We start from the raw sequence: 24,803 nt of genomic DNA on the forward strand, positions 1-24,803 counted from the left end.
CGCTAGTAACAATCTGCGTTCTCTTGTCAGCGAGCTGCAATCAATGATGAAAACCTTCTCTGCTTAAGTAGATAACACTATGGACAGTGGCGTTCTTTTTTTAGCCGAGCCTGAAGTTCTGAACTTCATAGCGATAGCAGCAGTGTTCACAACACTGCTAGCTCTGCTATTGCCTCTGTATTATGAAAGACGCATAACCCGGACTCTCGCGGTCATCTCTCGCATGAGCGAAGAGCTCAGCTCATTTCTCGATGACTCCGACGAAGCCTGTGTAATTTTCAATAATGGAAAGTTGATTGCAGCAAATAGCCTAGCTCGTAAGCTGCTCCACCTGCCTAATTCGGACACTTATCTTACGGATAGGCATTTCAACCGAATTGTGCCTACACACTTACAGCAAGATTTTTACAGCAAACTCAACAGCTCTCACCCGTTTATCTGCCACCTCCCGGCAAACGATCTGACCCCTGAGCTCACAATCTATGGCCGAGCGCTCAAAGAGCAAGGCACCACTCAACCCAAAGTACTGCTGCGATTTAAACCAGATGTAACGGCCGAGAGAAACCCGAACTTTCTACGCTTGGTTGAAAATATTCATCAACTGGATGACGGGGCTGTTATCACTGATCTGAATCTAAACATCTGCGCTGTAAACCATAAGTTTTCAGATATAACCGGCTACTCCCAAGATGAAGTAATCAATTCCCATATATCAAGGCTGCGTTCCAACGAGCACGATACCAATCAATACAAAACCATGTGGGAACAAATCAATACGATGGGACACTGGTCGGGTAAACTCTGGAACAAAAGCAAAACCGGGGAAAAATACCTACAGCATTTAAGTATTAGTGAAATACTCGACACCCATGGGGAAGCGACGCATTATCTAGGTCTTTTCTCAGATCTGAGCAGAGGGAAAAACCTCTCCCAACTACCGCAATACGATCCATTCTCGCTACTGCCCGGTCTAAAACAGCTCGAAGAAGCCTTCCTTCGTTACAAGAACAGCGGGAACGCCTTCAATTTCATATTGGTGGATATTCATCGTTTCGCCATGATTCAGAACACTTTTGGTAGTCAAACTTCTGATGCTGTTATTGAGACCATCTATGCGCGTCTGAAAAGAATATGCAGTGAAACCGACACAGTCTCTCGTATTGGTAAAGATGAATTTGGCATCCTCTGTGGTTCAGAAAAACTATACACGCAGAACCTGATCCAAAAAGCATTGAATATCTCTCAAGAACCGATACAACTCGATTCAACTAGTCTCTCAATCTCGGTTAATATCGGTCTCGCATTTGCTCCACAGCATGGCGAAAGCCTCGCAGAAATCACCAGCGCTGCAACCATGGCTATGAGAAATGCGCAAAACTTAGGTACGAGTAACATTGGTGTCTATTCACCAGAACTAAAAAATCTGACTGCAAAAAATCTGCAACTGGAAACATATCTGAGAGACGCCATAAGCAATAATGAGCTGTCACTCCATTACCAACCTATCTTTAATAGGAAACGCGAACTAGTTAAGGTTGAAGCGCTACTGCGCTGGAACAACGGTAAACTGGGTAATATATCTCCGGCGCAATTTATCCCTGTTGCTGAACAAAGCGGATTAATTAAGCCGATAGGTGATTGGGTTATCAGCGAAGCCTGTAAACAGCACAGTCTCTGGAAACAGAAGGGTCTGAGAGAGATCCCTATCGCCATCAACATTTCCAGCAGTCAACTAAATGACTCTCGCTTGGTTGAGAAGATCTTAAATGCCACTACACGAAACGATGTCAGAAAACATTGCTTGATCATCGAAATCACCGAATCGGTGCTGATGGAACAGTTGGATACAGGGTTAACAATTCTGCAGGATCTTTCCAAAAGCGGCCTGACAATCGCCATCGATGATTTTGGTACTGGATACTCCTCATTAGCATACCTTAAAGAGTTCCCTGCCAGGATTCTGAAAATAGACCGAACATTTATTAACAGTGTCACTTCTGACGAAGATACCCGCATTCTTGACTCTATCATGCAGTTGGGCAAAAGCCTTGATATGCAAATTGTCGCTGAAGGTGTTGAAAACACAGCTCAACTTGTCTACTTACAAAAAAATCATTGTGATTTTTATCAGGGTTTTCTGCTGGCTAAACCCATGCCCGCCCATGAAATTGAACACAGGTTAGCGAAGAAACCCAAGCCAAAAATCACCCAAGCAACAACATGTGATATTTCAGCCCCCTATCTCCCCTAATATCCATAGCCTATAAAAGGTTATTATTTACTGACAATCATGCCTCTTAGATGTACATTATGTTGAGCGTAAATTAATAATTAGTAGTGCTAGCGCTTTATGCCTAGCCCGAGCTGTAGTTAGGATTCTGGTTAGGCGTTTTTGATGTTGAAATTTTTTTTCCGCCTACAAATATTACTTTTAACGGTCTCCTTCAGTGCCTTTGCACAGGAGGCTGATCAGTACGTTCGCATTTCCGATTATTTGCTCGAAAAGCCTGAGCAGAAGACAATCATGCAACAGTTCTCGCGCATAGTACGAGAACAGGCAATTCCCTACTCCGGTCCTCAGGATAACAAAGCTAAAGTCGCCATAATCTACCCTGGCGACCAGGCATCAGACTACTGGCGTCGCAGTGTCATTGCGCTTGAAAAACGAATGACTGAATTACAAGTTCCATTTGAAACGAGAATTTTTTTCTCACGTCCCAGCGTTGACCTTAGCCTACAGAGCCAACAGCTGAATGAAGCTATCGCCTGGCAACCAGACTATTTAATCTACACACTGGATGCGTTACGCCATCAGGCGATGATTGAACGCATCCTATTGCGCGGAAAACCAAAGTTAATTCTACAGAACATCACCACTCCCCTGCGCCACTGGTTACACCAACGTCCATTCCTTTACACCGGCTTCGACCATGAGACTGGCACCAAGCTGCTTGCCCAAGAGATGCTTAAATTAAAGCCTGAAGCTAAATACGGCATGCTCTATTTCACTCCTGGATATGTCAGTGTTATGCGTGGAGATACTTTTGTTACTGCGGCATCAGAACAAAGCAGTCTCACTCAGCTAGGCAGCTATTACACAAAAGGTGATCGCAATATGGCCTACAAAGCGACCCAGGCTGCATTGCGTGACAACTCAGATCTGGACATGCTCTTTTCCTGCTCCACCGATATCTCATTAGGCGCCATAGATGCACTTAAAGAATACGGAAAACTCGATCAGGTTCTCCTGAACGGCTGGGGTGGTGGCCAAGCAGAAATTGACGCACTGATTAAAGGCGAACTAGACCTTACAGTTATGCGCATGAATGATGATAGTAGCGTTGCTATCGCTGAAGCGATCAAACTAGACTTGCAAGGTCAAAACCATAAGGTGCCCCATATATATTCTGGTGATATCGTTCTCATCGATAAATCACTGGACCAAAACGAGCTCAATGAGCTAAAAGAACGCGCTTTCAGGTACAGTGGTCAGGGGTTAAAGTGAAAAAACTAAGCTTTAACGCAGTCATCCTTTCTACTGTGCTCATTGCATTGTCCAGTATCGCTCTGCTGTTACTGATTCCGGCATACCAGGGTTCGCAAAAAGCCCTGTCGTACGAGATCAACTCCTCACACGATCAAAACCAGCGAATCTTGCAACGTTTTTTCAAAACATATCTGCAATCTGTAGCTGCTCAGATAGAATCGATAAGTCGCCGTGACGAGTTATTACAGCTAATTGAACAGGGCAACCGGGAACAGGCAAGGTCTTTTTTAAACAATCAGATATCAGGTCAGATTGGTGAAAGCACACATGCATTCGCTCTCACGCTGAAATCTTCCAGCAACATTGAAGTATTTAACACGGCGCTGCTTGGCCAGAAATTCCCTCTGAATCAGTTGACCTTGAAGTTTGCCCCCGATCGTTCCTGGATTAAGCAACGCCATACAACACCAGATAGTCAGAATCACTTCCTGCGTATTTCATTCCCGATAATCAGTCATGATTTTGGAGAAGTTGTTGCAACCCTGCATGCATTCATTCTGCTGAACGAAAACTTTATTATTCTGAATGAGATCCAGAGCCTGACAAGCTCCACTGCTGCAGTTCTTTTTGATGGTGCTACTCTAATTTCAGGGCTTTCCCTGAATAAAGCGACCCAACAACTGCTGACGCAGCATAATCCTGTCAACAAATTCAGCTCGCACAGCTCAGGACAACTCGTTCACCAATACAACCTACAGATCAATCGTAGCGACACCATATCCGCACGTGTAGTTGTGCCAAATTCATCTCTAATGCAACTGCAACGTTCCTACACTAGTAATCTGGGGCCCGCTATTATCGCTGCGCTTTTGATTGGCGCAATCACCGTTGTCTTAATCGGCTACCTGACTCGATCATCCCTATCCAGTCTGGTGAAATACGCTGATGAGATGGGCGAAGCAAAAGAAAGTGAACCCTTTATTCCAGGGCGTTTTGAGGAGTTCAACCGTCTCGGCAGAACCCTGGAAAGCATGGTTTCAAAAATCAGCGAACACGAGAAGCAGCTCAACGGTATTATTGAAAACACACCAAACGTTATTTTCATCAAAGGGATTGACCTACACTACCAAATGGTCAGCCCAAACTATGGGAAGCTGACCAATCTTCCTCTGGATGAAGTGGTTGGTAAGACCGACAGCGATATATATCCAGCAGAACACGCCGCAGCTCTCAGAGAAAGTGACACCCGGGTTATCCAGCGTAGAGCACCTCAACAAATTGAGTACACGTTGGAGACTTCTGAAGGGCCACGTAGTTTTCTGAGTACCAAATTTCCGCTGATAGACGACAACGATATCATCTACGCTATCGGCGGTATCATTACAGATATCACCGATTTAAAAACTGCCCAGTCACGTATCCAACTTGCAGGGCAAATTTTCGATCAGGCGGATGAAGCCATATTAGCTCTGGATAGCAACCTCAACGTTATCTCAGTCAACAGCGCTTGCATCAAACTTACCGGTTTCCCCACAAACCAGACAGACCGGTTTGTCAGCCGACTTTTACACGATATACCTGAGATCTCTGAACATATCGAATCAGGCGCACGTTGGAATAATGAAGCTCAAATTCGCAAGCAGGACGGCAGTTCTTTCTCCGCCTGGTTATCGCTCAGTACCATTATCAATGATGCCGATGAGCAGCGTTACGTTATTATCTTTAATGATATTTCTGCTCTGAAAAGCGCTGAAACTCAGCTGGAAAAACTATCCCATTATGACACTCTTACAGGGTTGCCAAACCGCTCTCTGTTCTTTGATCGTCTTGAATCAGCGATTGCCCGCTCAGGTCGTGAAGGCTCAAAAACTGCCTTATTGTTCCTGAATATAGACCGCTTTAAAAACATCAACGACACCTACGGCCATGCGGTAGGCGATGAGCTCTTGATTGCAGCCGCAAACAGAATAAACGGTCAGATCCGCCCAGATGACACAGTATCCAGGCTTGGTGGTGACGAATTTGGTGTCATTCTACAAGGCATTAGCCATCCAGACACAATCAATCTGATCACCCATCGAATTCAGGAAACGCTACGTGTTCCGTTCCAGCTGAATGATTTCTCTAGCAGCGCTCCTGTCAGCATCGGCATAGCTGTCTACCCTGATGATGGTTTAGAGCCCAAAGCTCTTCTCAGCCATGCTGATACAGCCATGTACCACGTGAAGGAACAGGGACGAAATGGCATCCAGTACTACGATCAGGAACTGAACAAGCAAGCCGAAGCACAAACCCAGTTAGAAGAAGACCTGCGCAGGGCTCTAATTAACGATGAGCTATTTATGGTTTACCAGCCTCGTTTCGATATTGATGGTGAAACCATCCTTAGCGCAGAAGCCCTGGTGCGTTGGGACCATCCAGAACAAGGCCTGATTCCGCCAATTAAATTTATTCCTCTGGCTGAACAGACGGGTCAGATCGTTGAACTTGGCCGCTATATTCTGCTTGCGAGCTGCAAAGCGGCTAAAAGCTGGAATGACAATCCAGACTGGCCGATGCCAGTCTCAGTCAACCTTTCTGCACGACAGATTTATGATCCAAGTCTTATTGATGATATCTCTTTTGCTCTGAAAGAAAGCGGCCTACCACCGGAACTACTCGAGCTGGAAATTACAGAAACGCTGGAGATTGATGATATTGATACTGTGATTGATAAGCTCATTCAGATCCGTCAGATGGGTATCCGCATGTCTGTGGATGATTTTGGTACCGGCTACTCATCCCTGATATACCTGAAACGCCTGCCAGTTGATACGGTGAAAATTGATCGCTCTTTTGTAACCGGCGTACCCGGCAATGGTGATGATGAAAAAATCATCTCTGCGATTATCTCTATGTCTCACTCTTTACAGCTATCCGTCGTTGCAGAGGGTGTTGAGACAGAAGAACAGCTTAACTTTCTGCGCGAATTGAATTGCGATGAGATCCAGGGCTACCTCCTAGGCAAGCCAGGCCCAGCCGAAGTGATGATAGCCCACACTAAACAAACCCGTCGTGAGCACCTTCTGTAAACCCCACACAAAATATTCATTTGACTCGAAACTAATAATGATTATCATTTGAATTTTATTCAGATATATCAGATGAACAAAGCCAAATCCCTCTGCAAATTTAAAAAGACAGAGATAGAAGATCATCTCAAAGAGCTCGGTAAAATAACCCGCTCTAGCGATTTCATCTGTAAGAAATGCGCCCGCTCCGCCAATTCTAAGAAATGGCTCTGCAAACCTGTTTCAATCTGATTACAATACTGTTTCAAATTCTGCTTTAAAGGATACACCCATGCTCAGCCAGTCGATGCTAGACCGCCTCAACGAACAGATTAACCTGGAGTTTTTCTCCTCCAACCTTTATCTGCAGATGGGAGCGTGGGCAGAATCCAAAGGGTTTGAAGGCTGTTCAGAGTTTCTGTACCAGCATGCCGATGAAGAGATGTCGCATATGAAACGCCTCTTCACCTATGTTAACGAAACAGGCGCCATGGCAAAAATCGGAGCGATTGAATCCCCAGATGCGGAGTTTGAATCGATCCGCGACTTGTTTGAAAAAGTACTCGAGCACGAATGCTTCATCACACAGAAAATTAATGAGTTAGCCCATACTGCTTTTAGCAGTCAGGACTACTCCACATTCAGCTTTTTACAGTGGTATGTCGCTGAACAGCACGAAGAAGAAAAACTATTTAACGGAATTTTGGATAAGATCAAAATCATCGGTGAAGACGGCAAGGGGCTGTTTTTCATCGATAAAGAGATCGGTGAATTAGCCAAAAACGGCGGTGGCGGCAGCATAATGGAAAGCTCACTACCATCAGGCGAAGTTTGATTATTTTTAAATAGTTACCTAACTTATCCCAGAATTCACAACAACTATGCATGAGAAGCAACTGTTTTATAAAACTTTTTTCTAAAGTTAAGAGAACACTGTCCGATAATTAGACAGTAATGTAGCCAACTCTAATAAAAAGCAGCCTCTCATGCCCAATACCAGGGAAGGAGATTTAGTGTGAATACCGATTGCGTATCTTGTTTCGAACTTATCAAAAAGGGCACTGAGCACCCGGATCTTAAGATCATAAGTGATCTTGGTAGCTCTCAGATCTGCAAATGCGGAAACTGCGGCGCTCTTCTGATGAGCACTTCAGGCGTATGGGAACAAGTTATAAAAGGAACAGCAAACCGTCAGCAGAAAGCCTCTAAATCCAACGCGGCGTAGCCTTCCTTGTTCTGCCAATAAAAAATACTTGGCAGAATACGACACAACACGTAGTTTTATCCTCCTATACAACCGGGTAAAGCTACGCTTTCTTTATGAATTCACTTCGCCAACTTTTAGAGCAGGATAGCAATCATAATCTGCTCGATCTCCTCTCCAGCTTCTGTCAATGCGCCATAGCCATTGACGAAAACTGTAATGTCCTTTGGATCAGTGATGCCTACCGGGTACTGATTGATATCCCTCAAGATAAAGATCCCATTGGTAAACCAGTAGAAGAGCTTCTACCTACCACGCAGATGCCAAGGGTTGTAAAAAGTGGCAAACCCATTTTTATCGATCTTATGCAGATCAAAAACCAGTGGTGCGTTGTTACCCGCCTGCCGGTCCGAAATAATGAACAGGAAATCATCGGTGCTGTAGGTTTCGTCTTTTACGATGACCTGGACAGCCTACAACCTCTGTTTGATAAATTTGCCCGACTTCGCAGACAGTTTGAAGATGAGAAGATCATCCGCCCAAGCCGATATGCTCTGGATGACATGATAGGTAATTCAGCACCCACTCAACTACTACGCAGGCAAGCCCTTCGCGCAGCTCATCTGGATACAACACTGCTGCTACTAGGCGAGACAGGAACGGGAAAGGAACTTCTGGCGCAGGGGATTCACGAAGCGTCGCATCGTCGCTGCGGTCCTTTTGTCGGCATTAATATGGGAGCCCTACCCGAATCTTTGGCTGAAGCCGAACTCTTTGGTACAGCCCCAGGCGCTTACACCGGAGCAGACCGCAAGGGCCGTACCGGCAAGGTTCAGCTTGCCAATGGCGGCACTCTCTTCCTTGATGAAATCGCAGAAATGCCATTGGGTATGCAAGCAAAATTACTCAGAGTATTACAAGAACGCGAAGTTGAAGCTCTTGGCTCCAACCGACTGGAAAAAGTTGATGTCCGCATTATCGCCGCGACAGCAAAAGACCTGCGCACACAAGTAGAAAAAGGCGAGTTTCGCGAAGATCTTTACTACCGTTTAAACGTTCTACCAATCAATCTTCCGCCACTGCGACAGCGGTTGGAGGATATCCCTGCGCTGGCAGAGGGCATGCTTTCACAGATCCAAACCCAATCGCAACTGCCTGAGCTTCCACTATCCTCGGAAGCTATGAAGTGGTTACAAAACTACAGCTGGCCGGGCAACATCCGTGAGCTGAGAAACCGTCTTGAGCGTGGTTGTGTGATGGCAGAAGGCAAGGCTATCGAAGCAGCCGATCTCGGCTCTGCAGATGAGCTACCCCAACAACGGGCCCCAAAAAAACTTTCAAGCGACCTAAAAAGCAACCGCCGCGAAAGCGAACGAACCCTGATAGAGCAGGCAATCCAAAGCTGCAACGGAAACAAAACTGAAGCAGCTAAACTACTCGGAATATCCAGAGCCAGCTTATACCAACGCCTAAAATAACTGTCTGCAAAAATAGACATAAAAACACACATGTCTGCAAAACTAGACATAAAAATTATCCATTTCACAAGACAATGAACATAACCCATTGTTTATTCTAATTTTTTAAAAAATGGCCTCTGCTTTGCTCTATGGACTGCTATCCTAAAAAATAAAAATAAACGGTAATAGCGATGACACACAATAAAGTGATCTCCGCCGAGCAGGCCGCTGAGTTAGTCAAATCAAACGATACCATCGTCACGGGTGGCTTTATCGGCATTGGCTTTGCCGAAACCCTGGCCAAAGCAATCGAAAAACGCTTTCTGGAACAAGGCCAACCCAACAACCTGAATCTTTTCTATGCAGCGGGACAGGGCGATGCCAAAACCCGAGGCCTGAATCACTTTGGCCACGAAGGTATGATCCGCCGCGTTGTCGGAGGACACTGGGGATTGGCTCCAACACTTGGCAAGCTAGCCATTGAAAATAAGATTGAAGCCTACAACCTTCCTCAAGGCGTTATCTGCCATATGTTCAGGGATATTGCCGCTGGTAAACCTGGCACCCTAACCCATGTAGGGCTCAACACTTTTGTTGACCCACGCATCGAAGGCGGCAAGATAAACGAGCGTTCGCAGGAAGATCTGGTACAACTACTGGATATCAATGGACAGGAAGCCCTACTTTATAAACATTTCCCTCTTAGCGTAGCCCTTCTCCGAGGCACCACCGCCGATAAAGATGGCAATGTGTCGATGGAACGTGAAGCACTACCCTTAGACGCACTCTCTATTGCTCAGGCGGTCAAAAACAGCGGTGGAATCGTTCTAGTACAGGTTGAGCGCCTTACCGCGCAACATACACAGACACCTGATCGTATCCGCATTCCTGGCATTCTGGTTGACCATATCGTTGTTGCACCTGCCGAAGACCACCAGCAGACATTTGCTGAAGATTATAACCCCGCTTACACAGGCGAGATCCGCCTTGGCGAGCAAGCGTCTGACACCCAGCCCTTAGATGCCCGTAAGATTATCGCCCGCAGAGCCTTAATGGAGTTGCAGAAGAATGCGGTCGTCAATCTCGGCATCGGCATGCCGGAAACAGTAGCAGCCGTTGCTGCAGAAGAAGGGAAAATCAAGGATTTCACTTTAACCGTGGAGCCAGGTGGCATTGGCGGGCAACCGGCGAGCGGCTTGAGCTTCGGCGCTACCAGCAACGCCGAAGCCGTTGTTGATCAACCTGCCCAGTTCGATTTCTATGATGGGGGCGGCCTAGATCAGGCATTTTTAGGCTTGGCAGAAACCTGCCCAGAAGGCCATGTTAATGTTAGCAAATTCGGCCCAAAACTGGCCGGGGCGGGCGGCTTTATCAACATCACACAGAATACTCAGGATGTGTACTTCCTAGGCACTTTCACTTCGGGAAAACAGCAAATTGAATTCAGCGAAAAGGGACTGAAGGTCATAACAAACGGACCACTGAAAAAATTCAAAAAAGCAGTTCAGCAGATAACTTTTAATGGTAGCTATGCTATGACTTGTCGCCAGAAGGTTACATTTATCACTGAACGTGCAGTATTTAAACTCACCCCTAAAGGCCTGTTGCTGACTGAGATAGCGCCAGGCATAGATCTGCAAAAAGACATTCTGGATCAGATGGAGTTTACTCCTCTGATTGATGACGACCTGACTCCGATGGATGATCGCCTCTTCCGCAATCAACCTATGCGCCTGGATCACCCTGGCAGCAGACCTATGCAGCAGATGCGAGCTCTAATGAAAAAGGTTCTTCAACAAGGTACTGAGAGTTGCAGTCCCTTTCCAGAACCAGAATCGAGACTTGTTTCCTAGGTCTATCAAGCCCTAGCAGACCAAGGAAGGTCTATACCTTTGCCATCCACTGAAAAGTACTCCTATGCTTATCCTTTAATAATGCATGTGCGGCGTTATTGTGCCTTGGTTAAGCGGTTATTTTTCTGAGAGAGCTCAATATAGAGTTAATGATGAATATCAGTCGGAATTTTCACCCTGCTTACATCCCCCGGGTTGATTGATTAACAGCCTTAACCAAACAGCTCTCTGGATGGCCTTTTTAAAACTCTAAAACAACGGAAAACTAAATAGAGATGTAACCTTTTTGCCAGAAAGATTCGCAATTATGATGATTAACTCCAATACTAGTTAACGGACTTGTGAATAAGCCGTTCACAGCAATACGGCAGATAGCATACGATGAAAAAGCTCACCTTAGTACGTCATGCGAAATCCAGTTGGAAAGACCCTAGCCTTAATGATTTTGACCGGCCTTTAAACAAACGCGGAAAACGTGATCTGCCTGCCATGGCAGAACGCCTTCATCAGTTTTATATCAACCCCGATCTGATCATCAGCAGTGGTGCTAATCGAGCTCTTACAACGGCTCAGGCCATTAAAACCCGTTTAAAACTTTCTCAGGACAAATTAATCATTCAGCCTGAACTCTATGAATCCTGCAGCGAAACCCTGCTCTATGTTTTGCAAAATCAGAGCAACGCACCACAACATATTATGCTGGTAGGACATAACCCTGGGCTGGAGATGCTAGGGTTCTTTCTGACTCAGGAACATCTGGAGAAATTCCCCACTGCAGCAGTGATGCATATGCATCTGAGCGTTACCCGCTGGGATGAACTGGCCGAAGGATGTGCCACATTGACCCTATTCGATTACCCAAAAAAACATCAAGAAGAAGACAATAAAGATTCTTGAACGTATGATAAAATACCATCTTTACCCGCAATGAAACTCACTTGGAAACTTATATAAACTCCAGTTAATCAGGGGATGCTTTTCATCCGATAGCTAAGTGAACGAGAGATAATCAAAACCAGTTATTGCTAACCAGATCTAATCTCTGCATTCTTCACTCTCCCTAAAAAACATCATTGCTCCTTATTCGGGATTTATCCGTGGATCTTTACCTCCAGTCGCTTAGCTTTACTGCCAATATTGTTGCACCAATATTCTTTATCGTTTTTCTTGGCTATCTGTTAAAACGTGTCCGCCTTATTGATGAAGCATTTATCAGTACAGCATCGAAACTGGTTTTCGTTATCACACTGCCTGCACTGGTATTTATGTCCATCTCAAGGACCGATTTCCATGCGGTTTTTAATCCAGAACAATTAGGTTTTGTTCTATTTGGCACTCTGATGTGCTACATCACACTATGGTTTATTGCTAAGCAATGGATCAAAAGAGGGGAAGATTTAGGGGTCTTTATCCAGGGGGCGTTTCGCAGCAATTATGGCATCATAGGCTTGGCGGTTAGCTACAACCTATTTGCTGATTCAGGACTAGCGCAAGCATCACTTCTGCTAGCTCTGGTCATTCCTCTTTTCAATGTACTTTCTATCATCGCTCTGACTATTCCTGCGCAGAATAGTGGCTCATCCAGCGTTTCCAGCACCATACTCGAGGTAGTTAAAAACCCTCTTATTATCGCAGTACTGCTTGCCCTGCCCTTTTCCTATTTCGGCTTTGAGCTACCCGAAGTTGCTCAAAAAACTGGACGCTACTTTGCCAACCTCACACTACCTTTAGCGCTATTGGCTATAGGTGGTTCTCTTAATCTGGCCAGCTTGCGAAACACGTCCGCCCAAGCAACCTGGGCAACGCTTGCCAAACTTTTATTCATCCCTCTGCTACTAACAGTTGCTGCATGGATTTATGGTTTCAGAGGTCAGGATCTGGCGATGCTTATGGTATTGTTTGGCTGCCCGACTGCTGCTGCAAGTTTTGTGATGGCTAAAGCGATGGGTGGGAATGCGGAACTGGCTGCGAACATCATACTTATGACCACTCTGGGCTCAGTGCTCACCCTTAGCGCCGGCATCTATATTCTGCGTATACTTGGCGTTATCTAATCTAGAGTTTGTTAACACTAATAGGTAAATCACGTGCTCAACCTGTTTAAGAGTGATCGACTGGCAAAAGCCTATAAAGCAATCCAGACAGGCGATACGGAACAACTGTTAAAACAACTTAAAAAGATCAGCCCTGATGAGATTGATCAGCCTGTATCAGATACGATACCTGGCCTGGTTGAATCCTGCGTTCTAGAACAGCAGCCCAAAGCCCTTGAGCTTGTGCTAAAACACGGAGCATCTGCCAACACACCATGCCTCAGCCATTCGGATCTGAGTTTGGCAACACTCGCGCTACAAAAAGAGAAAAGCCTTCCTCTGTTAACGCAACTTCTCCAAGCTGGCTGTAAGGAAGACAAACAGGAACTTCTCCATCTATGCTTTGAGCAATGCGATGAACAACAGCTGATGCTACATATATCTCTGCTGTTACAGTCCGGTGCTCAACTTGATGAAGCTCTGTTACATAAGGGATTACAAACTGGGCAGCTACCTTTAATCCACTTTCTGGTTAACTCCGGCGCACCAGTTCCAGAAGATCTAGAGCAACAAGGATACTCCGATGAGATTATTAGTTACGCCAAGCGTTGCGCAGAAGATCTAAAAATCAGGAAGATGTTTCTTTAAACCAGTAACAAACGTCAGAAACAGACAGAAGTTGCATCAACCAGCGGGGGTTACAATTGATAATTGAGGAATATCAATCTTAGGGCAACGATCCATCACCACTGTCAGCCCTGCATTTTCTGCCCGCTTGGCAGCTTCGATATTGATTACTCCCAGCTGCATCCAGACGGCTCCAGCCTCAGCAGCAATAGCCTGATCTACCACACCCGCTGCATCATCACTGTTGCGGAAGATATCTACCATATCGATAGGCTGATTAATCTCTTCAAGCGAAGCAAGCACTTGCTGACCCAGTAGTTCCTGTCCTTGCAAGCGAGGATTAACGGGAATCACATCATAGCCGCAATCCAGAAGATACTGCATCACTCGATAGCTGGCTCGATGAGGTTTATTACTTGCCCCAACCAGCGCAACCGTTTTGACTCGGCCAAGCAGATCGATAACTTTCTGTTCTTCAGTCACTTTCCACTTCTCCAGAGCCACCTGAACATACAGGACACTTCGGATCTTTGCGTAGTTTCAATGTCCGCCAGTCCATGGTTTTGGCGTCGAGCAAGAGCAAACGCCCGGCAAGTGTTTCACCTACAGAAGCCAAAACCTTCAAAGCTTCTAACGCCTGAACAGAACCAATAATTCCAACGACAGGTGAGAGCACACCCGACTCTGAACAGGTTAGATTCTCATCAGATCCCTCTTTGTAGAGGCATTGGTAGCATGGTGATTCAGGAGTAAGAGGGTCATATACAGCCACCTGACCTTCCATACGGATAGCCGCACCGGAAACCAGTGGTTTTTTATGCTCAAAACAAGCTCGGTTAATTGAAAAACGAGTACTGAAGTTATCAGTGCAGTCCACTACCAGATCAACGGTAGCCACTAAGCTTGATAGCTCCTCTTCACTGAGACGATCATAAACCGTACGTACTTTAGTATCTGGGTTAAGGTTCGCGATGGTATTACGTGCAGAATCGACCTTTGGCTGACCGATCCGTTTACTATGATGTGCAATCTGACGCTGCAGATTGGACAATTCCACTTCATCGTCATCCACTAATACCAGTTCACCAATACCTGCCGCAGCAAGGTACATAGCAACCGGACTTCCCAATCCGCCCAAACCAATAATCAAGACACTGGAATTCAACCAGGTTTCCTGACCATTGATCTCCACATCAGGCAACATAATCTGACGACTGTAACGCAGCAGCTGTTCATCACTCAGCATTGAAAAACCTACTCTCTATTTCCCGGCCAAATACCATAAGTAACCCGATCATTTTGCCCGTAGTCTTGAGCAGTATCTACCTCTTTATAACCCAGTCGTTTAAGGAGATCACGACAAAGCTCCCCCTGATCGTAACCATGCTCGAACAGAAGAACTCCTTCCGACTTTAGATAATTCCTAGCATGACTACTTATAAATTCGATATCCGCCATCCCTTGCTGATCTGCCGTCAGTGCTGATAGCGGTTCAAAGCGTACATCACCCTGCTGCAGATGCGGGTCCTGAGGATCGATATAAGGAGGGTTGCTGACAATCATGTCGTACGTACCATTATGGGGCTCAAACCAGCTACCCTGAACTACAGCAACATTATCAAGCTTAAGGCGTTTTCTATTCCTTTCTGCTAGCTCAGCTGCTTCTGCAACAAAGTCAGAAGCGACCAATTCCCAGCCTGGATGCTCCGTAGCCAGAGCTAAAGCTATAGCGCCAGTCCCTGTTCCCAAATCTGCCACGCGCGCGTTTTGCTTCTGACAAAGCTGCAGAGCATTTTCCACCAGCACTTCCGTATCTGGACGTGGAATAAGGGTGTGAGGTGATACTTCCAGATCAAAACTCCAGAACCCCCGATAACCAATAATATGCGCAACCGGTTCTCCGTTAAGGCGTCGCTCTAGCATTGCTTCCAATTGCGAGATGATCTCAGAATCCAGCTCCGCATCAGGCCAGGTAAAAAGATAACTGCTTGGCTTATCTAATAGATGACAGAGCATCAGCTCCAGATCAAGCTGTGGAGATTCACTCACCTTATGAAGCTGTTCACTCAGTTTGAGGGCTTGGCGGATCTGCATTTTTATTAATAAATTAAAACTCAACAAAAAAGGGCCTTAAGGCCCTTTCTTTTAATTAACTTTCTTCGGACAGAGCACCAAGCTGTTCAGCCTGATATTCATTTAGCAACGGCTCAACGATATGCTGCAGTTCTCCACCAATAATCTCCTGCAACTTGTACAGAGTCAGATTGATTCGGTGATCAGTCACACGCCCTTGTGGGTAGTTATAAGTACGGATACGCTCGGAGCGATCACCACTACCAACCAAACTCTTACGAGTATCAGCCATCTCAGCAGCCTGACGCTCCTGCTCCGCTGCTTGCAGTCGAGAAGCCAACAGTGACATCGCCTTGGCGCGGTTTTTATGCTGGGAACGCTCTTCCTGACACTCTACAACCACACCGGTTGGAATATGGGTTAGACGGATAGCTGAATCAGTTTTGTTAACGTGCTGACCACCCGCTCCTGAGGCACGGAAGGTATCCACACGCAGATCAGCCTTGTTGATCTCGATCTCAGCCGATTCATCCATCTCCGCCATTATCGCCACAGTACAGGCAGATGTATGGATACGGCCCTGTGATTCCGTCTCTGGCACACGCTGTACACGGTGAGCACCGGACTCAAACTTCAGCTGAGAATACACGTTGGTTCCCACAATGCGGGAGATAATCTCTTTATATCCGCCGTGTTCACCTTCGTTTGCACTGACAACCTCTACGCGCCAGCCCTGAACTTCCGCATAGCGGGAGTACATACGGAATAGATCACCGGCAAAAATCGCAGCCTCATCACCACCGGTACCCGCACGCACTTCAAGAAATACGTTACGTGAATCATTCGGATCTTTCGGCAATAGCAGAATCTGCAGATCGGCTTCCAGCTGTTCGATTCGCGCTTTAACTTCCGGGTATTCCTCTTTCGCCATCTCACGCATATCAGGATCACTGTCAGCCATCATCATCTCGGCTTCTTCCAGATCATCCTGAGCCTGATTAAACGCAGCAAACGCCTGTACTACTGGCTCCAGTTCAGAATATTCCATAGAGTAATCACGGAACTTATTCTGATCAGAGATTACCTCGGCATCAGACAATAAAGCGGCTAGCTCTTCATAACGGTCACTGAGCTTTTCCAGCTTATTTAGAATAGATTCTTTCATTATTTCTCGTTCTTCAACTGCTCACCCAACTGGTGAAGTTCCTGTACCAGATCCAGCAGATCAGAACGCCCTTCGGCACTGGCTTTTCTCATCTGAATGGTTGGATGGTGCAACATTTTATTAGTCAGACCGCGAGCCAGCATAGTCAGTACATCTTCCGCCTTTTTACCGTTCTGCAGCTGCTTAAGTGCCTTTTCCAGCTCCTGATCTCGAAGTGCTTCCGCTTGCCCACGAAAAGCGGTCAGCACATCAACTGCCTCCAGAGAGCGTAACTGGCGGATAAAATCATGCGCACCCGTTTCAATAATTTCTTCGGCCTGCCTAGCAGCATCTTCACGACTACGCTGGTTTTCCTCTATCACCTCTTTCAGATCATCAACGGTGTAGAGATAAACATCATCCAACTCTGAAACTTGAGCTTCGATATCACGGGGAACGGCAATATCCACCATAAAGATAGGACGGTGTTTGCGTTTCTTCAGCGCAGCCTCGACCGCACCTTTACCCAGAATAGGCAGTTGACTGGCGGTAGAGGCAATAACAATATCGGCATCCGCCAAAGCATCTGGGATATCGCCCAATAGAATCGCTTTACCGGAAAACTCTTCCGCTAGGGTCAGAGCACGGCTCAAGGTGCGGTTAGCAACCGTCATATCCTTTACACCCGCCTGAGATAGATGGCGAGCAACCAGCTCAATGGTTTCACCCGCTCCGATCAGTAACGCTCGGCTGTCACTCATATCAGCAAAGATATGTTGTGCCAAACTTACTGCCGCATAGGCGACTGAAACAGGGTTCTGCCCGATAGCAGTGTCAGTACGTACCTGTTTAGCGACAGAGAAGGTTTGCTGAAATAGACGACTCAGTTCAGCGCCTACATAACCATGTTCCTGAGAAAGGCTGTAGGCAGATTTCAACTGCCCAAGAATCTGTGGCTCGCCTAGCACCAGAGAATCAAGACCACTGGCAACACGCATCATATGACGTGCAGCTTCTTCATCCCAGTATGCGTAGGAACACTGCTGTAACTGATCAGGATCCAAACCATGATATTCACCCATCCATTCCAGCAAAGCACGGCTGCCCTGCATACCGGATGAGCAATAAAGTTCGGTTCGGTTACAAGTAGAAAGGATGGCAATTTCTTTCAGATCAGCAAACTGTTTTGCGGCATCCATAGCATCCGACATAGCTTCAGGTGCAAACGCCACGCGCTCACGCACCTCTACCGGAGCTGTTTTATGATTTATGCCAAGTGCTAATAACGCCATTCTTTCCGCCAAACCGATGAACCCAGAGAGGTCCACATACAAATAAGCGGGCTATGATACAACGCTTTGCAGTAAAGGTTAAAAAAAGTCGGCGTATTTCAGGAACTAAGTAGCATGAATTAGTGCCAAATTAGGAGTTAAAACATATGAGCAGTTGCTGACAAGCAACACTTTGTTCATCTATAGTGATCGAAACATCAGGGATGTCAGAGGCAGTTACGCTTATCCATGAATAGATTTCTTATTTTAGTTAGCAGCACCTTGCTCCTATTACAGGGTTGTAAGAGCACTCAGATCAAAGAGGTCTCTTCCGCTCCTGAGCCGGTAACTTATGTGGCAGGCGAGTTTAATCAGGAATCACTCTACAACCTGATGCTGGCCGAGATTGCCGGGCAGCGACGTCAGTTTCCCATCGCACTAGACAACTACCTGACCCAGGCAAAGAAAACCAGTGACCCCGGTGTAGCAGAAAGAGCCACTCGCATAGCGCAATATATGCGTAACCCGGCCAAGATTCAGGAAGCAGCCCACACCTGGAGACAGATCTCTCCTGCAAACCCAGAACCATACCAAATTGAAGCCAACATACTGCTACATCAAGGTCAGTATCAAGAAGCGCTACCCTTGGTACAAAAGGCACTGGAGTATGATGAACTAAGAACATTGGCACTCATCCGTGGACAAAGCAGCAATATTGATAGCCAGATTCTCACCGGTTATATCAAGATGCTGCAGCAACATAGTGAAAACAATCCACCTCGTGCAGATCTTGAACTCACGCTAGCACTGCTATTTAAATCTGCGGGCAACACGCAAGAGGCCATTCAGGCTTTTGATCGTTCGCTACTACTTAACCCCGAAAACCCTGAAGCCCTGGTTCAAAAAGCAGAGCTACTTCGGGAGAAGGGTCGGATTGGTGAAGCACTTCTTCTGATACAGTCTGCATTTGAGCACCAGCCAGATAACCGCCAGCTACATCTTCTCTACACTCAATTACTGTTCCAAGCTAAAAAACCGAAAACCGCAACTGATCAGGCACAAATTCTAATTAAAAATAACCTTAAGGATCATCAGCTCACCTACTATCTAGGCCTGTTGATGCTTGAACATGAGCAGACCGAGAGTGCAGAAAAGGTACTCAAAAGCTTATTCGACCTGAAGCCAGAGGATAGCTCCCCCCATTTTTATCTGGGCCATATCACCCAATCTCGTGGCGAAATAGAACAGGCAATCGAACATTACGTACAGGTTAAAGATGGCAGTAATGTATTGCAGGCACTCTCGCGTGCAATCGGCTTGCTGAATACACCTAACGACAAAGAAAAAGTGCAGCAGATTCTTCTGGATGCTCGCTCCATGCTCCCTACGCAGACAGCTAAGATTTTCACACTGGAAGCGGAGTGGTTGAACCTGCACAACTATAGTGAAGAAGCTATCATCGTGCTGGACGATGCCCTTTCCCAATTTACAGATAACACAACTCTGCTCTACACCCGTGCAATGATGATTGAATCATCTGATTTCCCACAAGCGGAAAAAGATCTGCAACGTATTCTAGAACTAGAACCAGACAACCCAACCGTCCAGAACGCATTAGGTTACACCCTTCTTCTTCACACCGAGCGTTACGAAGAAGCATACGATTTGATCAACGCAGCTCTAAGCAAAGAGCCGGAAGACCCGGCTATTTTAGATTCCATGGGCTGGGCTTTGTATAAGCTGGGACGTTTCCATGAAGCACTACCCTACCTGGAAAAAGCTCATGCTTTGTATGCTGACCCCGAAGTATCCAGTCATTTGATTCAAGTGTACTGGGCCATAGAGCAGAAAGAAAAAGCCAAAGCTCTGCTAAGCCAGAGCCGAAAGAACAATCCTGACAATCCATTCCTTAATGAAGCGGCGCGAATAATAGATGCAAATTAGTAGTCTGTTAAAGAAACTTTCCATTGTTATTTGCGTTTCATTTCTAGCGGCTTGTAGTGGGTTAGATACGACAGTGCCGTCTACCTCAACATCAAGCTGGGAGTCTCACCAAGCTGAGCTAAAGAAATTACGCAGTTGGGAGATCAGCGGCAAGATCGGCATAAAAACCCCTGATAGCACCAACTCCGCTAGTCTGAAATGGCTACAGGAAAAACAAAACTATCAAATTGATATTCGCGGACCTTGGGGACAAGGTGGCGCATCCATTTCTGGGCAGCCCGGAAAAGTCACTGTTGATGTAGCTGGCGAGGGGACATTTGAAGGTCCCGATCCTGAGTTTATCCTCTATCAACAGTTAGGCTGGGAACTCCCAATCAGTGACATTTACTGGTGGATTCGTGGTTTACCCGCACCTAACAAACCCTATCGGCACATCTTATTAGATAACCGCCTACAGTCTCTGCAGCAGAATGGCTGGGATATCCAATACCTGCGTTATAACAGCCTGAGTCCTGCTCTTCCTCGCAAGCTAAAGCTGACCAGAAACGGCCTTAATATCACCGTAGTACTTAACAGCTGGATCTCTCGTTAATAAAGTAGCTTCATCCTCAGCCATTGGTTTGACTTTAATTAATCGATCCGGGATAATCTGCGCCTCTTTCAACGGGAGGCCCGTCCTCCAAGAGGAAATGTTGGGGTATCGCCAAGCGGTAAGGCACTGGATTCTGATTCCAGCATGCGGAGGTTCGAATCCTCCTACCCCAGCCAAATGCCTATGAACGGTTCCCGATCTACAGATTCCGAACAAAACACAATCGAGAAGGTGTACGCCGTGTCCAAGATGATGGTCTTCACCGGCAACGCTAACCCGGAACTTGCGCGAAAAGTAGTTGATCGCCTAGATATTCCTATGGGTAAAGCGAATGTTGGTCGTTTTAGCGATGGCGAAGTAAGCGTTGAGATTCAAGAAAACGTACGTGGTAAGGACGTTTTCATCATTCAGTCTACTTGCGCGCCAACTAATGACAATCTGATGGAACTGATTGTACTAGCAGATGCACTGCGCCGTGCATCAGCATCACGTATCACTGCAGTAGTTCCATACTTCGGTTATGCCCGCCAGGATCGTCGTCCACGCTCTGCGCGTGTAGCGATCACTGCCAAAGTTGTTGCAGACATGATGACTGCAATCGGCATTGACCGCGTACTGACTGTAGACCTTCACGCCGACCAGATTCAGGGCTTCTTCTCTGTTCCTGTTGATAACGTTTACGGCTCTCCAGTTCTGCTGGATGACATCGTAGACCAGGAATACGAAGACATCATGGTTGTATCCCCTGACGTAGGCGGTGTAGTTCGTGCCCGTGCTGTTGCAAAACAGCTGGATTGCGATCTGGCGATTATCGACAAACGTCGTGAACGCGCAAATGAATCTGATGTTATGAATATCATTGGTGATGTTGAAGGCCGCACCTGCGTACTGGTCGACGACATGTGTGATACAGCAGGCACTCTGTGCAAAGCAGCCAAAGCGCTTAAAGCTCAAGGCGCTGCACGCGTAGTTGCTTATGCCACTCACGCTGTACTGTCTGGTCCTGCTATCAGCAACATCACTAACTCCGAGCTAGATGAATTTATCGTAACAGACACTATCCCGCTGTCTGAGTCAGCTATGGGCTGCAACAAAATTCGTCAGCTAACTCTGGCACCACTGCTGGCTGAAGCAGTACGCCGAGTATGTAATGAAGAATCTATCAGCGCGATGTTCCGTTAAGGTCAACGCCTGATAATGCGCCTTGCTGGTTATCCAGCAGGGCTTAACACCCTCCGGGGTTAAAAACTGCAAAACCTGGTCGCAAGGTTTTGCATTTTGTTTATATAAAGGTATGAAAATGTCTAACTTTGTAGTTAATGCAGTAGCACGTAACGATGAAGGGAAAGGTGCGAGCCGCCGCCTGCGTCGCGAAGGCCTGGTTCCAGGTATCGTTTTTGGTGGTGACAAACGCAAGAAGCCAGCATCAATCTCTATCCCGAACAATGAACTGGTTAAAATGATCCAGGACGATTCGTTCTTCTCCTCTCTACTGACTCTGTCTGTAGATGGTAAAGAAGAGCAGGTAATCATCAAGGATCTGCAGCGCCACCCGGCGAAGCCAGTTGTACTGCACGCTGACTTCCAGCGCGTTACTAAATCCAACAAGATCAAAATCACTGTTCCTGTTGTATTTGCTAACTTCGAAAAATCTCCAGCATCTAAAGCTGCTTGCAAGTTCGCTGCAGAGAAGAACACTGTTGAAGTTCTTTGCCTGCCAGCTAACCTGCCAGAAAGCCTGACAGTTGATCTGTCTGCTTGTGCTTCTGACCAGGTTCTTCACCTGTCCGACATCACTATGCCAGAAGGTGTTGAGATTGTTTCTCTGCGTCGCGGTGGTGACCACGACCAGGGTATCGGTTACGTATATGCTCCTCGCGGCAGCAAGTAATTAGTCGATACTATTAATCGGTTACTGCACTGGCATGAAAGACAAGATCCAGCTTATTGTCGGCCTCGGGAATCCGGGTGATAAATACGCACAAACTCGTCACAATGCCGGTGCTGAGTTTGTCGAGCAGCTTGCTGCTCGGCATCTCGCCCCCCTCAAGCCTGAAAAGAAATATCACGGACTGTACTCCAAAGCTCAGATCAGTGGACAGACAATCCATCTGTTAGTCCCAACTACATTTATGAATCTGAGTGGCCAGGCCGTAGCGGCACTGGCAAATTTCTACAAAATCCCTCCAGAAGAGATCTTGGTCGCTCATGACGAGCTGGACCTTCCTCCCGGCGTTGCAAAGTTCAAGCAAGGTGGCGGTCATGGTGGGCATAACGGTTTGCGCGATATCATCAGCAAACTGGGTAACAACAAGAATTTCTACCGCTTGCGTTTGGGCATTGGCCATCCTGGCCACAGCAGCCAGGTAAGCGGTTTTGTATTGAATAAAGCTCCGGCAAAAGAGCGCGATGCCACCATGGCTGCGCTGGATGAAGCAGAACGCTATCTGGAGCATGCTATTTCCGGTGACTGGGGCAAAGCAATGAACCAGTTACACAGTTTCTCTGCCAGCTAGGTTAATTCACAGGAATCTATCATGGGTTTTAAATGCGGTATTGTCGGCCTACCAAACGTAGGTAAGTCTACACTCTTTAATGCACTGACTAAGAACGGTATTGCAGCGGAAAACTTCCCGTTCTGCACGATCGAACCTAATGCCGGCACAGTAGCTATGCCCGATCCACGCCTGGACATGTTGGCTGAGCTAGTTACTCCAGAGCGCGTTGTACCTACAGCGATGGAGTTTGTTGATATCGCCGGTCTAGTAGCTGGTGCATCCAAAGGTGAAGGTCTGGGCAACAAATTCCTGGCTAACATCCGTGAAACTGATGCGATTGCACACGTGGTTCGCTGCTTTGAAGATGACAACGTTATCCACGTTGCTAACAAAATCGAGCCTCTGGCAGATATTGAAACGATCAATCTTGAGCTAGCTCTGGCGGATCTTGATTCAGCAGAAAAACAGCTACAACGCATCCAGAAGCTGGCAAAAGGCGGTGATAAAGAAGCAGTAGCACAGAAAGCCATGCTTGAACGCCTAATCCCTCACCTGGAAGAAGGCAAGCCTGTACGCGGTCTGGATCTAGACGAAGATGATATGAAGATTGTGAAAGGCTTCCATCTTCTGACGGTAAAACCAACCATGTATATCGCAAACGTCGACGAAGATGGTTTTGAAGACAATCCACACCTGGACCAGGTACGCGAACTAGCCGCATCTGAAAATGCAGGCGTTGTCGTAGTATGTAACAAGCTGGAAGCCGAGATCGCAGAGCTGGATGATGAAGAGCGCCTGGAATTCCTGGCAGATCTAGGCATGGAAGAACCTGGTTTGGACCGTGTAATCCGCGCCGGCTACGATCTTCTGGGCTTACACACCTACTTCACCGCTGGTGTTAAAGAGGTCCGTGCCTGGACAGTTCAGGTGGGCGCTACGGCTCCTCAGGCGGCTGGTGTTATCCACACTGACTTTGAAAAAGGTTTTATCCGCGCCGAAGTTGTTAGCTATGATGATTTCGTTGAGCACAAAGGCGAAAACGGTGCTAAAGATGCAGGCCGCTGGCGCCTGGAAGGCAAGGATTACATCGTTAAAGACGGCGATGTAGTTCACTTCCGTTTTAACGTTTAAAGCAGTTTCTGTTTATAAAATAACCGGTCTTTTATGGCCGGTTTTTTTATTCCAAATTTCCCCTATTTTTAACACCTAAACCTATTGACAGACCAACACAAAAAGAGAATAATTCGCGCTCTCTAAAGCATGGCAATATAGCTCAGTTGGTTAGAGCATCGCATTCATAATGCGAGGGTCGCAGGTTCGAGTCCCGCTATTGCCACCATGTTTCAGACTCTGCTGGGGTATCGCCAAGCGGTAAGGCAACGGGTTTTGATCTCGTCATGCGGAGGTTCGAATCCTCCTACCCCAGCCATCTTTTCTTTCGAAAAGATATCTTAAGCATTAGCTCTACGAGCTAATCTGAGTGGCAATATAGCTCAGTTGGTTAGAGCATCGCATTCATAATGCGAGGGTCGCAGGTTCGAGTCCCGCTATTGCCACCATGCTTATC

Annotated in this window: 20 protein-coding genes and 4 tRNA genes; 19 read left to right on the forward strand and 5 right to left on the reverse strand. The window is 46.7% G+C overall.

Annotation, left to right across the window (positions count from 1 at the left end; genetic code table 11):
• Positions 1-79 precede the first annotated feature (79 nt).
• From GY843_RS01575 to GY843_RS01615, 9 genes are all read left to right on the forward strand, one after another.
• Entirely contained in the window at positions 80-2,251 is a 2,172-nt protein-coding gene (locus GY843_RS01575) for an EAL domain-containing protein (protein ID WP_297305969.1), read from the forward strand.
• Between the two features lie 144 nt (positions 2,252-2,395).
• Positions 2,396-3,505 carry a substrate-binding domain-containing protein gene (locus GY843_RS01580; protein ID WP_297305970.1) on the forward strand — a complete coding sequence of 370 codons (1,110 nt, stop codon included), beginning with the start codon at positions 2,396-2,398 and terminating at the stop codon, positions 3,503-3,505.
• Positions 3,502-6,558: an EAL domain-containing protein gene (locus GY843_RS01585; RefSeq protein WP_297305971.1), complete on the forward strand. Its 3,057-nt coding sequence runs from the start codon at positions 3,502-3,504 to the stop codon at positions 6,556-6,558. Before GY843_RS01580 ends, GY843_RS01585 begins: the two co-directional genes overlap by 4 nt.
• Before the next feature lie 271 nt (positions 6,559-6,829).
• Positions 6,830-7,372: a non-heme ferritin gene (ftnA, locus tag GY843_RS01590; protein ID WP_297305972.1), complete on the forward strand. Its 543-nt coding sequence runs from the start codon at positions 6,830-6,832 to the stop codon at positions 7,370-7,372.
• Positions 7,373-7,857: 485 nt separating this feature from the next.
• Positions 7,858-9,219, forward strand: coding sequence for a sigma 54-interacting transcriptional regulator (locus tag GY843_RS01595; RefSeq protein WP_297305973.1), 1,362 nt, complete (start codon positions 7,858-7,860; stop codon positions 9,217-9,219).
• Between the two features lie 173 nt (positions 9,220-9,392).
• Positions 9,393-11,054, forward strand: a complete 1,662-nt coding sequence (locus GY843_RS01600; RefSeq protein WP_297305974.1) for an acyl CoA:acetate/3-ketoacid CoA transferase — start codon at positions 9,393-9,395, stop codon at positions 11,052-11,054.
• Between the two features lie 381 nt (positions 11,055-11,435).
• Complete coding sequence (locus tag GY843_RS01605) at positions 11,436-11,951, forward strand: histidine phosphatase family protein (protein ID WP_297305975.1); 516 nt, start codon at positions 11,436-11,438, stop codon at positions 11,949-11,951.
• A gap of 200 nt (positions 11,952-12,151) precedes the next feature.
• Positions 12,152-13,108 carry an AEC family transporter gene (locus GY843_RS01610; protein ID WP_297305976.1) on the forward strand — a complete coding sequence of 319 codons (957 nt, stop codon included), beginning with the start codon at positions 12,152-12,154 and terminating at the stop codon, positions 13,106-13,108.
• 33 nt (positions 13,109-13,141) lie between these two features.
• Positions 13,142-13,735 (forward strand): hypothetical protein, encoded by a 594-nt coding sequence (locus GY843_RS01615; protein WP_297305977.1) that lies wholly within the window; start codon positions 13,142-13,144, stop codon positions 13,733-13,735.
• A 36-nt stretch (positions 13,736-13,771) separates the two neighbouring features.
• On the opposite strand, the gene GY843_RS01620 is transcribed toward GY843_RS01615, so the two are convergent.
• Genes GY843_RS01620 through hemA form a run of 5 tightly spaced genes read right to left on the reverse strand, consistent with a single transcriptional unit; the run spans position 13,772 to position 18,223 of the window.
• Complete coding sequence (locus GY843_RS01620) at positions 13,772-14,197, reverse strand: CoA-binding protein (RefSeq protein WP_367183784.1); 426 nt, start codon at positions 14,195-14,197, stop codon at positions 13,772-13,774.
• Positions 14,190-14,960 carry a molybdopterin-synthase adenylyltransferase MoeB gene (locus GY843_RS01625; RefSeq protein WP_297305978.1) on the reverse strand — a complete coding sequence of 257 codons (771 nt, stop codon included), beginning with the start codon at positions 14,958-14,960 and terminating at the stop codon, positions 14,190-14,192. Before GY843_RS01625 ends, GY843_RS01620 begins: the two co-directional genes overlap by 8 nt.
• Before the next feature lie 8 nt (positions 14,961-14,968).
• Positions 14,969-15,832 (reverse strand): peptide chain release factor N(5)-glutamine methyltransferase, encoded by an 864-nt coding sequence (gene prmC / locus GY843_RS01630; RefSeq protein ID WP_367183785.1) that lies wholly within the window; start codon positions 15,830-15,832, stop codon positions 14,969-14,971.
• A 31-nt stretch (positions 15,833-15,863) separates the two neighbouring features.
• Positions 15,864-16,952, reverse strand: coding sequence for a peptide chain release factor 1 (gene prfA / locus GY843_RS01635; RefSeq protein ID WP_297305979.1), 1,089 nt, complete (start codon positions 16,950-16,952; stop codon positions 15,864-15,866).
• Positions 16,952-18,223 carry a glutamyl-tRNA reductase gene (gene hemA, locus GY843_RS01640; protein WP_297305980.1) on the reverse strand — a complete coding sequence of 424 codons (1,272 nt, stop codon included), beginning with the start codon at positions 18,221-18,223 and terminating at the stop codon, positions 16,952-16,954. The genes prfA and hemA overlap by 1 nt, the downstream gene beginning before the upstream one ends.
• A gap of 228 nt (positions 18,224-18,451) precedes the next feature.
• Between hemA and GY843_RS01645 the strand changes: the two genes are divergently transcribed.
• The 10 genes from GY843_RS01645 to GY843_RS01690 all read left to right on the forward strand — a co-directional run bounded on the left by GY843_RS01645 (position 18,452) and on the right by GY843_RS01690 (position 24,795).
• Positions 18,452-20,146 carry a tetratricopeptide repeat protein gene (locus GY843_RS01645; protein WP_297305981.1) on the forward strand — a complete coding sequence of 565 codons (1,695 nt, stop codon included), beginning with the start codon at positions 18,452-18,454 and terminating at the stop codon, positions 20,144-20,146.
• Positions 20,136-20,738, forward strand: a complete 603-nt coding sequence (gene lolB, locus GY843_RS01650; protein WP_297305982.1) for a lipoprotein insertase outer membrane protein LolB — start codon at positions 20,136-20,138, stop codon at positions 20,736-20,738. The genes GY843_RS01645 and lolB overlap by 11 nt, the downstream gene beginning before the upstream one ends.
• Before the next feature lie 101 nt (positions 20,739-20,839).
• A tRNA-Gln gene (locus GY843_RS01655) sits at positions 20,840-20,914 on the forward strand.
• Positions 20,915-20,978: 64 nt separating this feature from the next.
• Positions 20,979-21,920, forward strand: coding sequence for a ribose-phosphate pyrophosphokinase (locus GY843_RS01660; protein ID WP_297305983.1), 942 nt, complete (start codon positions 20,979-20,981; stop codon positions 21,918-21,920).
• A 118-nt stretch (positions 21,921-22,038) separates the two neighbouring features.
• Positions 22,039-22,629 (forward strand): 50S ribosomal protein L25/general stress protein Ctc, encoded by a 591-nt coding sequence (locus GY843_RS01665; RefSeq protein WP_297305984.1) that lies wholly within the window; start codon positions 22,039-22,041, stop codon positions 22,627-22,629.
• A 34-nt stretch (positions 22,630-22,663) separates the two neighbouring features.
• Positions 22,664-23,254 (forward strand): aminoacyl-tRNA hydrolase, encoded by a 591-nt coding sequence (pth, locus tag GY843_RS01670; RefSeq protein WP_297305985.1) that lies wholly within the window; start codon positions 22,664-22,666, stop codon positions 23,252-23,254.
• Positions 23,255-23,275: 21 nt separating this feature from the next.
• Entirely contained in the window at positions 23,276-24,367 is a 1,092-nt protein-coding gene (gene ychF, locus GY843_RS01675) for a redox-regulated ATPase YchF (protein WP_297305986.1), read from the forward strand.
• Between the two features lie 131 nt (positions 24,368-24,498).
• Positions 24,499-24,575 (forward strand) — tRNA-Met (locus tag GY843_RS01680).
• Between the two features lie 15 nt (positions 24,576-24,590).
• Positions 24,591-24,665, forward strand: a tRNA-Gln gene (locus tag GY843_RS01685).
• A gap of 53 nt (positions 24,666-24,718) precedes the next feature.
• Positions 24,719-24,795 (forward strand) — tRNA-Met (locus GY843_RS01690).
• The last annotated feature ends 8 nt before the right edge of the window (positions 24,796-24,803 follow it).

Origin of the sequence: Neptuniibacter sp. (assembly GCF_024231755.1) — a bacterium.
Classification (GTDB): domain Bacteria; phylum Pseudomonadota; class Gammaproteobacteria; order Pseudomonadales; family Balneatricaceae; genus Neptuniibacter.

Excerpts from the sequence above, each read along its gene's own strand:
- pth (WP_297305985.1), top strand. The coding sequence starts at position 22,664 with ATGAAAGACAAGATCCAGCTTATTGTCGGCCTCGGGAATCCGGGTGAT.
- GY843_RS01605 (WP_297305975.1), top strand. The coding sequence starts at position 11,436 with ATGAAAAAGCTCACCTTAGTACGTCATGCGAAATCCAGTTGGAAAGAC.
- ftnA (WP_297305972.1), top strand. The coding sequence starts at position 6,830 with ATGCTCAGCCAGTCGATGCTAGACCGCCTCAACGAACAGATTAACCTG.
- prfA (WP_297305979.1), bottom strand. The coding sequence starts at position 16,952 with ATGAAAGAATCTATTCTAAATAAGCTGGAAAAGCTCAGTGACCGTTAT.
- GY843_RS01575 (WP_297305969.1), top strand. The coding sequence starts at position 80 with ATGGACAGTGGCGTTCTTTTTTTAGCCGAGCCTGAAGTTCTGAACTTC.
- GY843_RS01645 (WP_297305981.1), top strand. The coding sequence starts at position 18,452 with ATGAATAGATTTCTTATTTTAGTTAGCAGCACCTTGCTCCTATTACAG.
- hemA (WP_297305980.1), bottom strand. The coding sequence starts at position 18,223 with ATGGCGTTATTAGCACTTGGCATAAATCATAAAACAGCTCCGGTAGAG.
- lolB (WP_297305982.1), top strand. The coding sequence starts at position 20,136 with ATGCAAATTAGTAGTCTGTTAAAGAAACTTTCCATTGTTATTTGCGTT.
- GY843_RS01625 (WP_297305978.1), bottom strand. The coding sequence starts at position 14,960 with ATGCTGAGTGATGAACAGCTGCTGCGTTACAGTCGTCAGATTATGTTG.
- GY843_RS01595 (WP_297305973.1), top strand. The coding sequence starts at position 7,858 with ATGAATTCACTTCGCCAACTTTTAGAGCAGGATAGCAATCATAATCTG.
- GY843_RS01580 (WP_297305970.1), top strand. The coding sequence starts at position 2,396 with ATGTTGAAATTTTTTTTCCGCCTACAAATATTACTTTTAACGGTCTCC.
- GY843_RS01600 (WP_297305974.1), top strand. The coding sequence starts at position 9,393 with ATGACACACAATAAAGTGATCTCCGCCGAGCAGGCCGCTGAGTTAGTC.
- GY843_RS01665 (WP_297305984.1), top strand. The coding sequence starts at position 22,039 with ATGTCTAACTTTGTAGTTAATGCAGTAGCACGTAACGATGAAGGGAAA.
- ychF (WP_297305986.1), top strand. The coding sequence starts at position 23,276 with ATGGGTTTTAAATGCGGTATTGTCGGCCTACCAAACGTAGGTAAGTCT.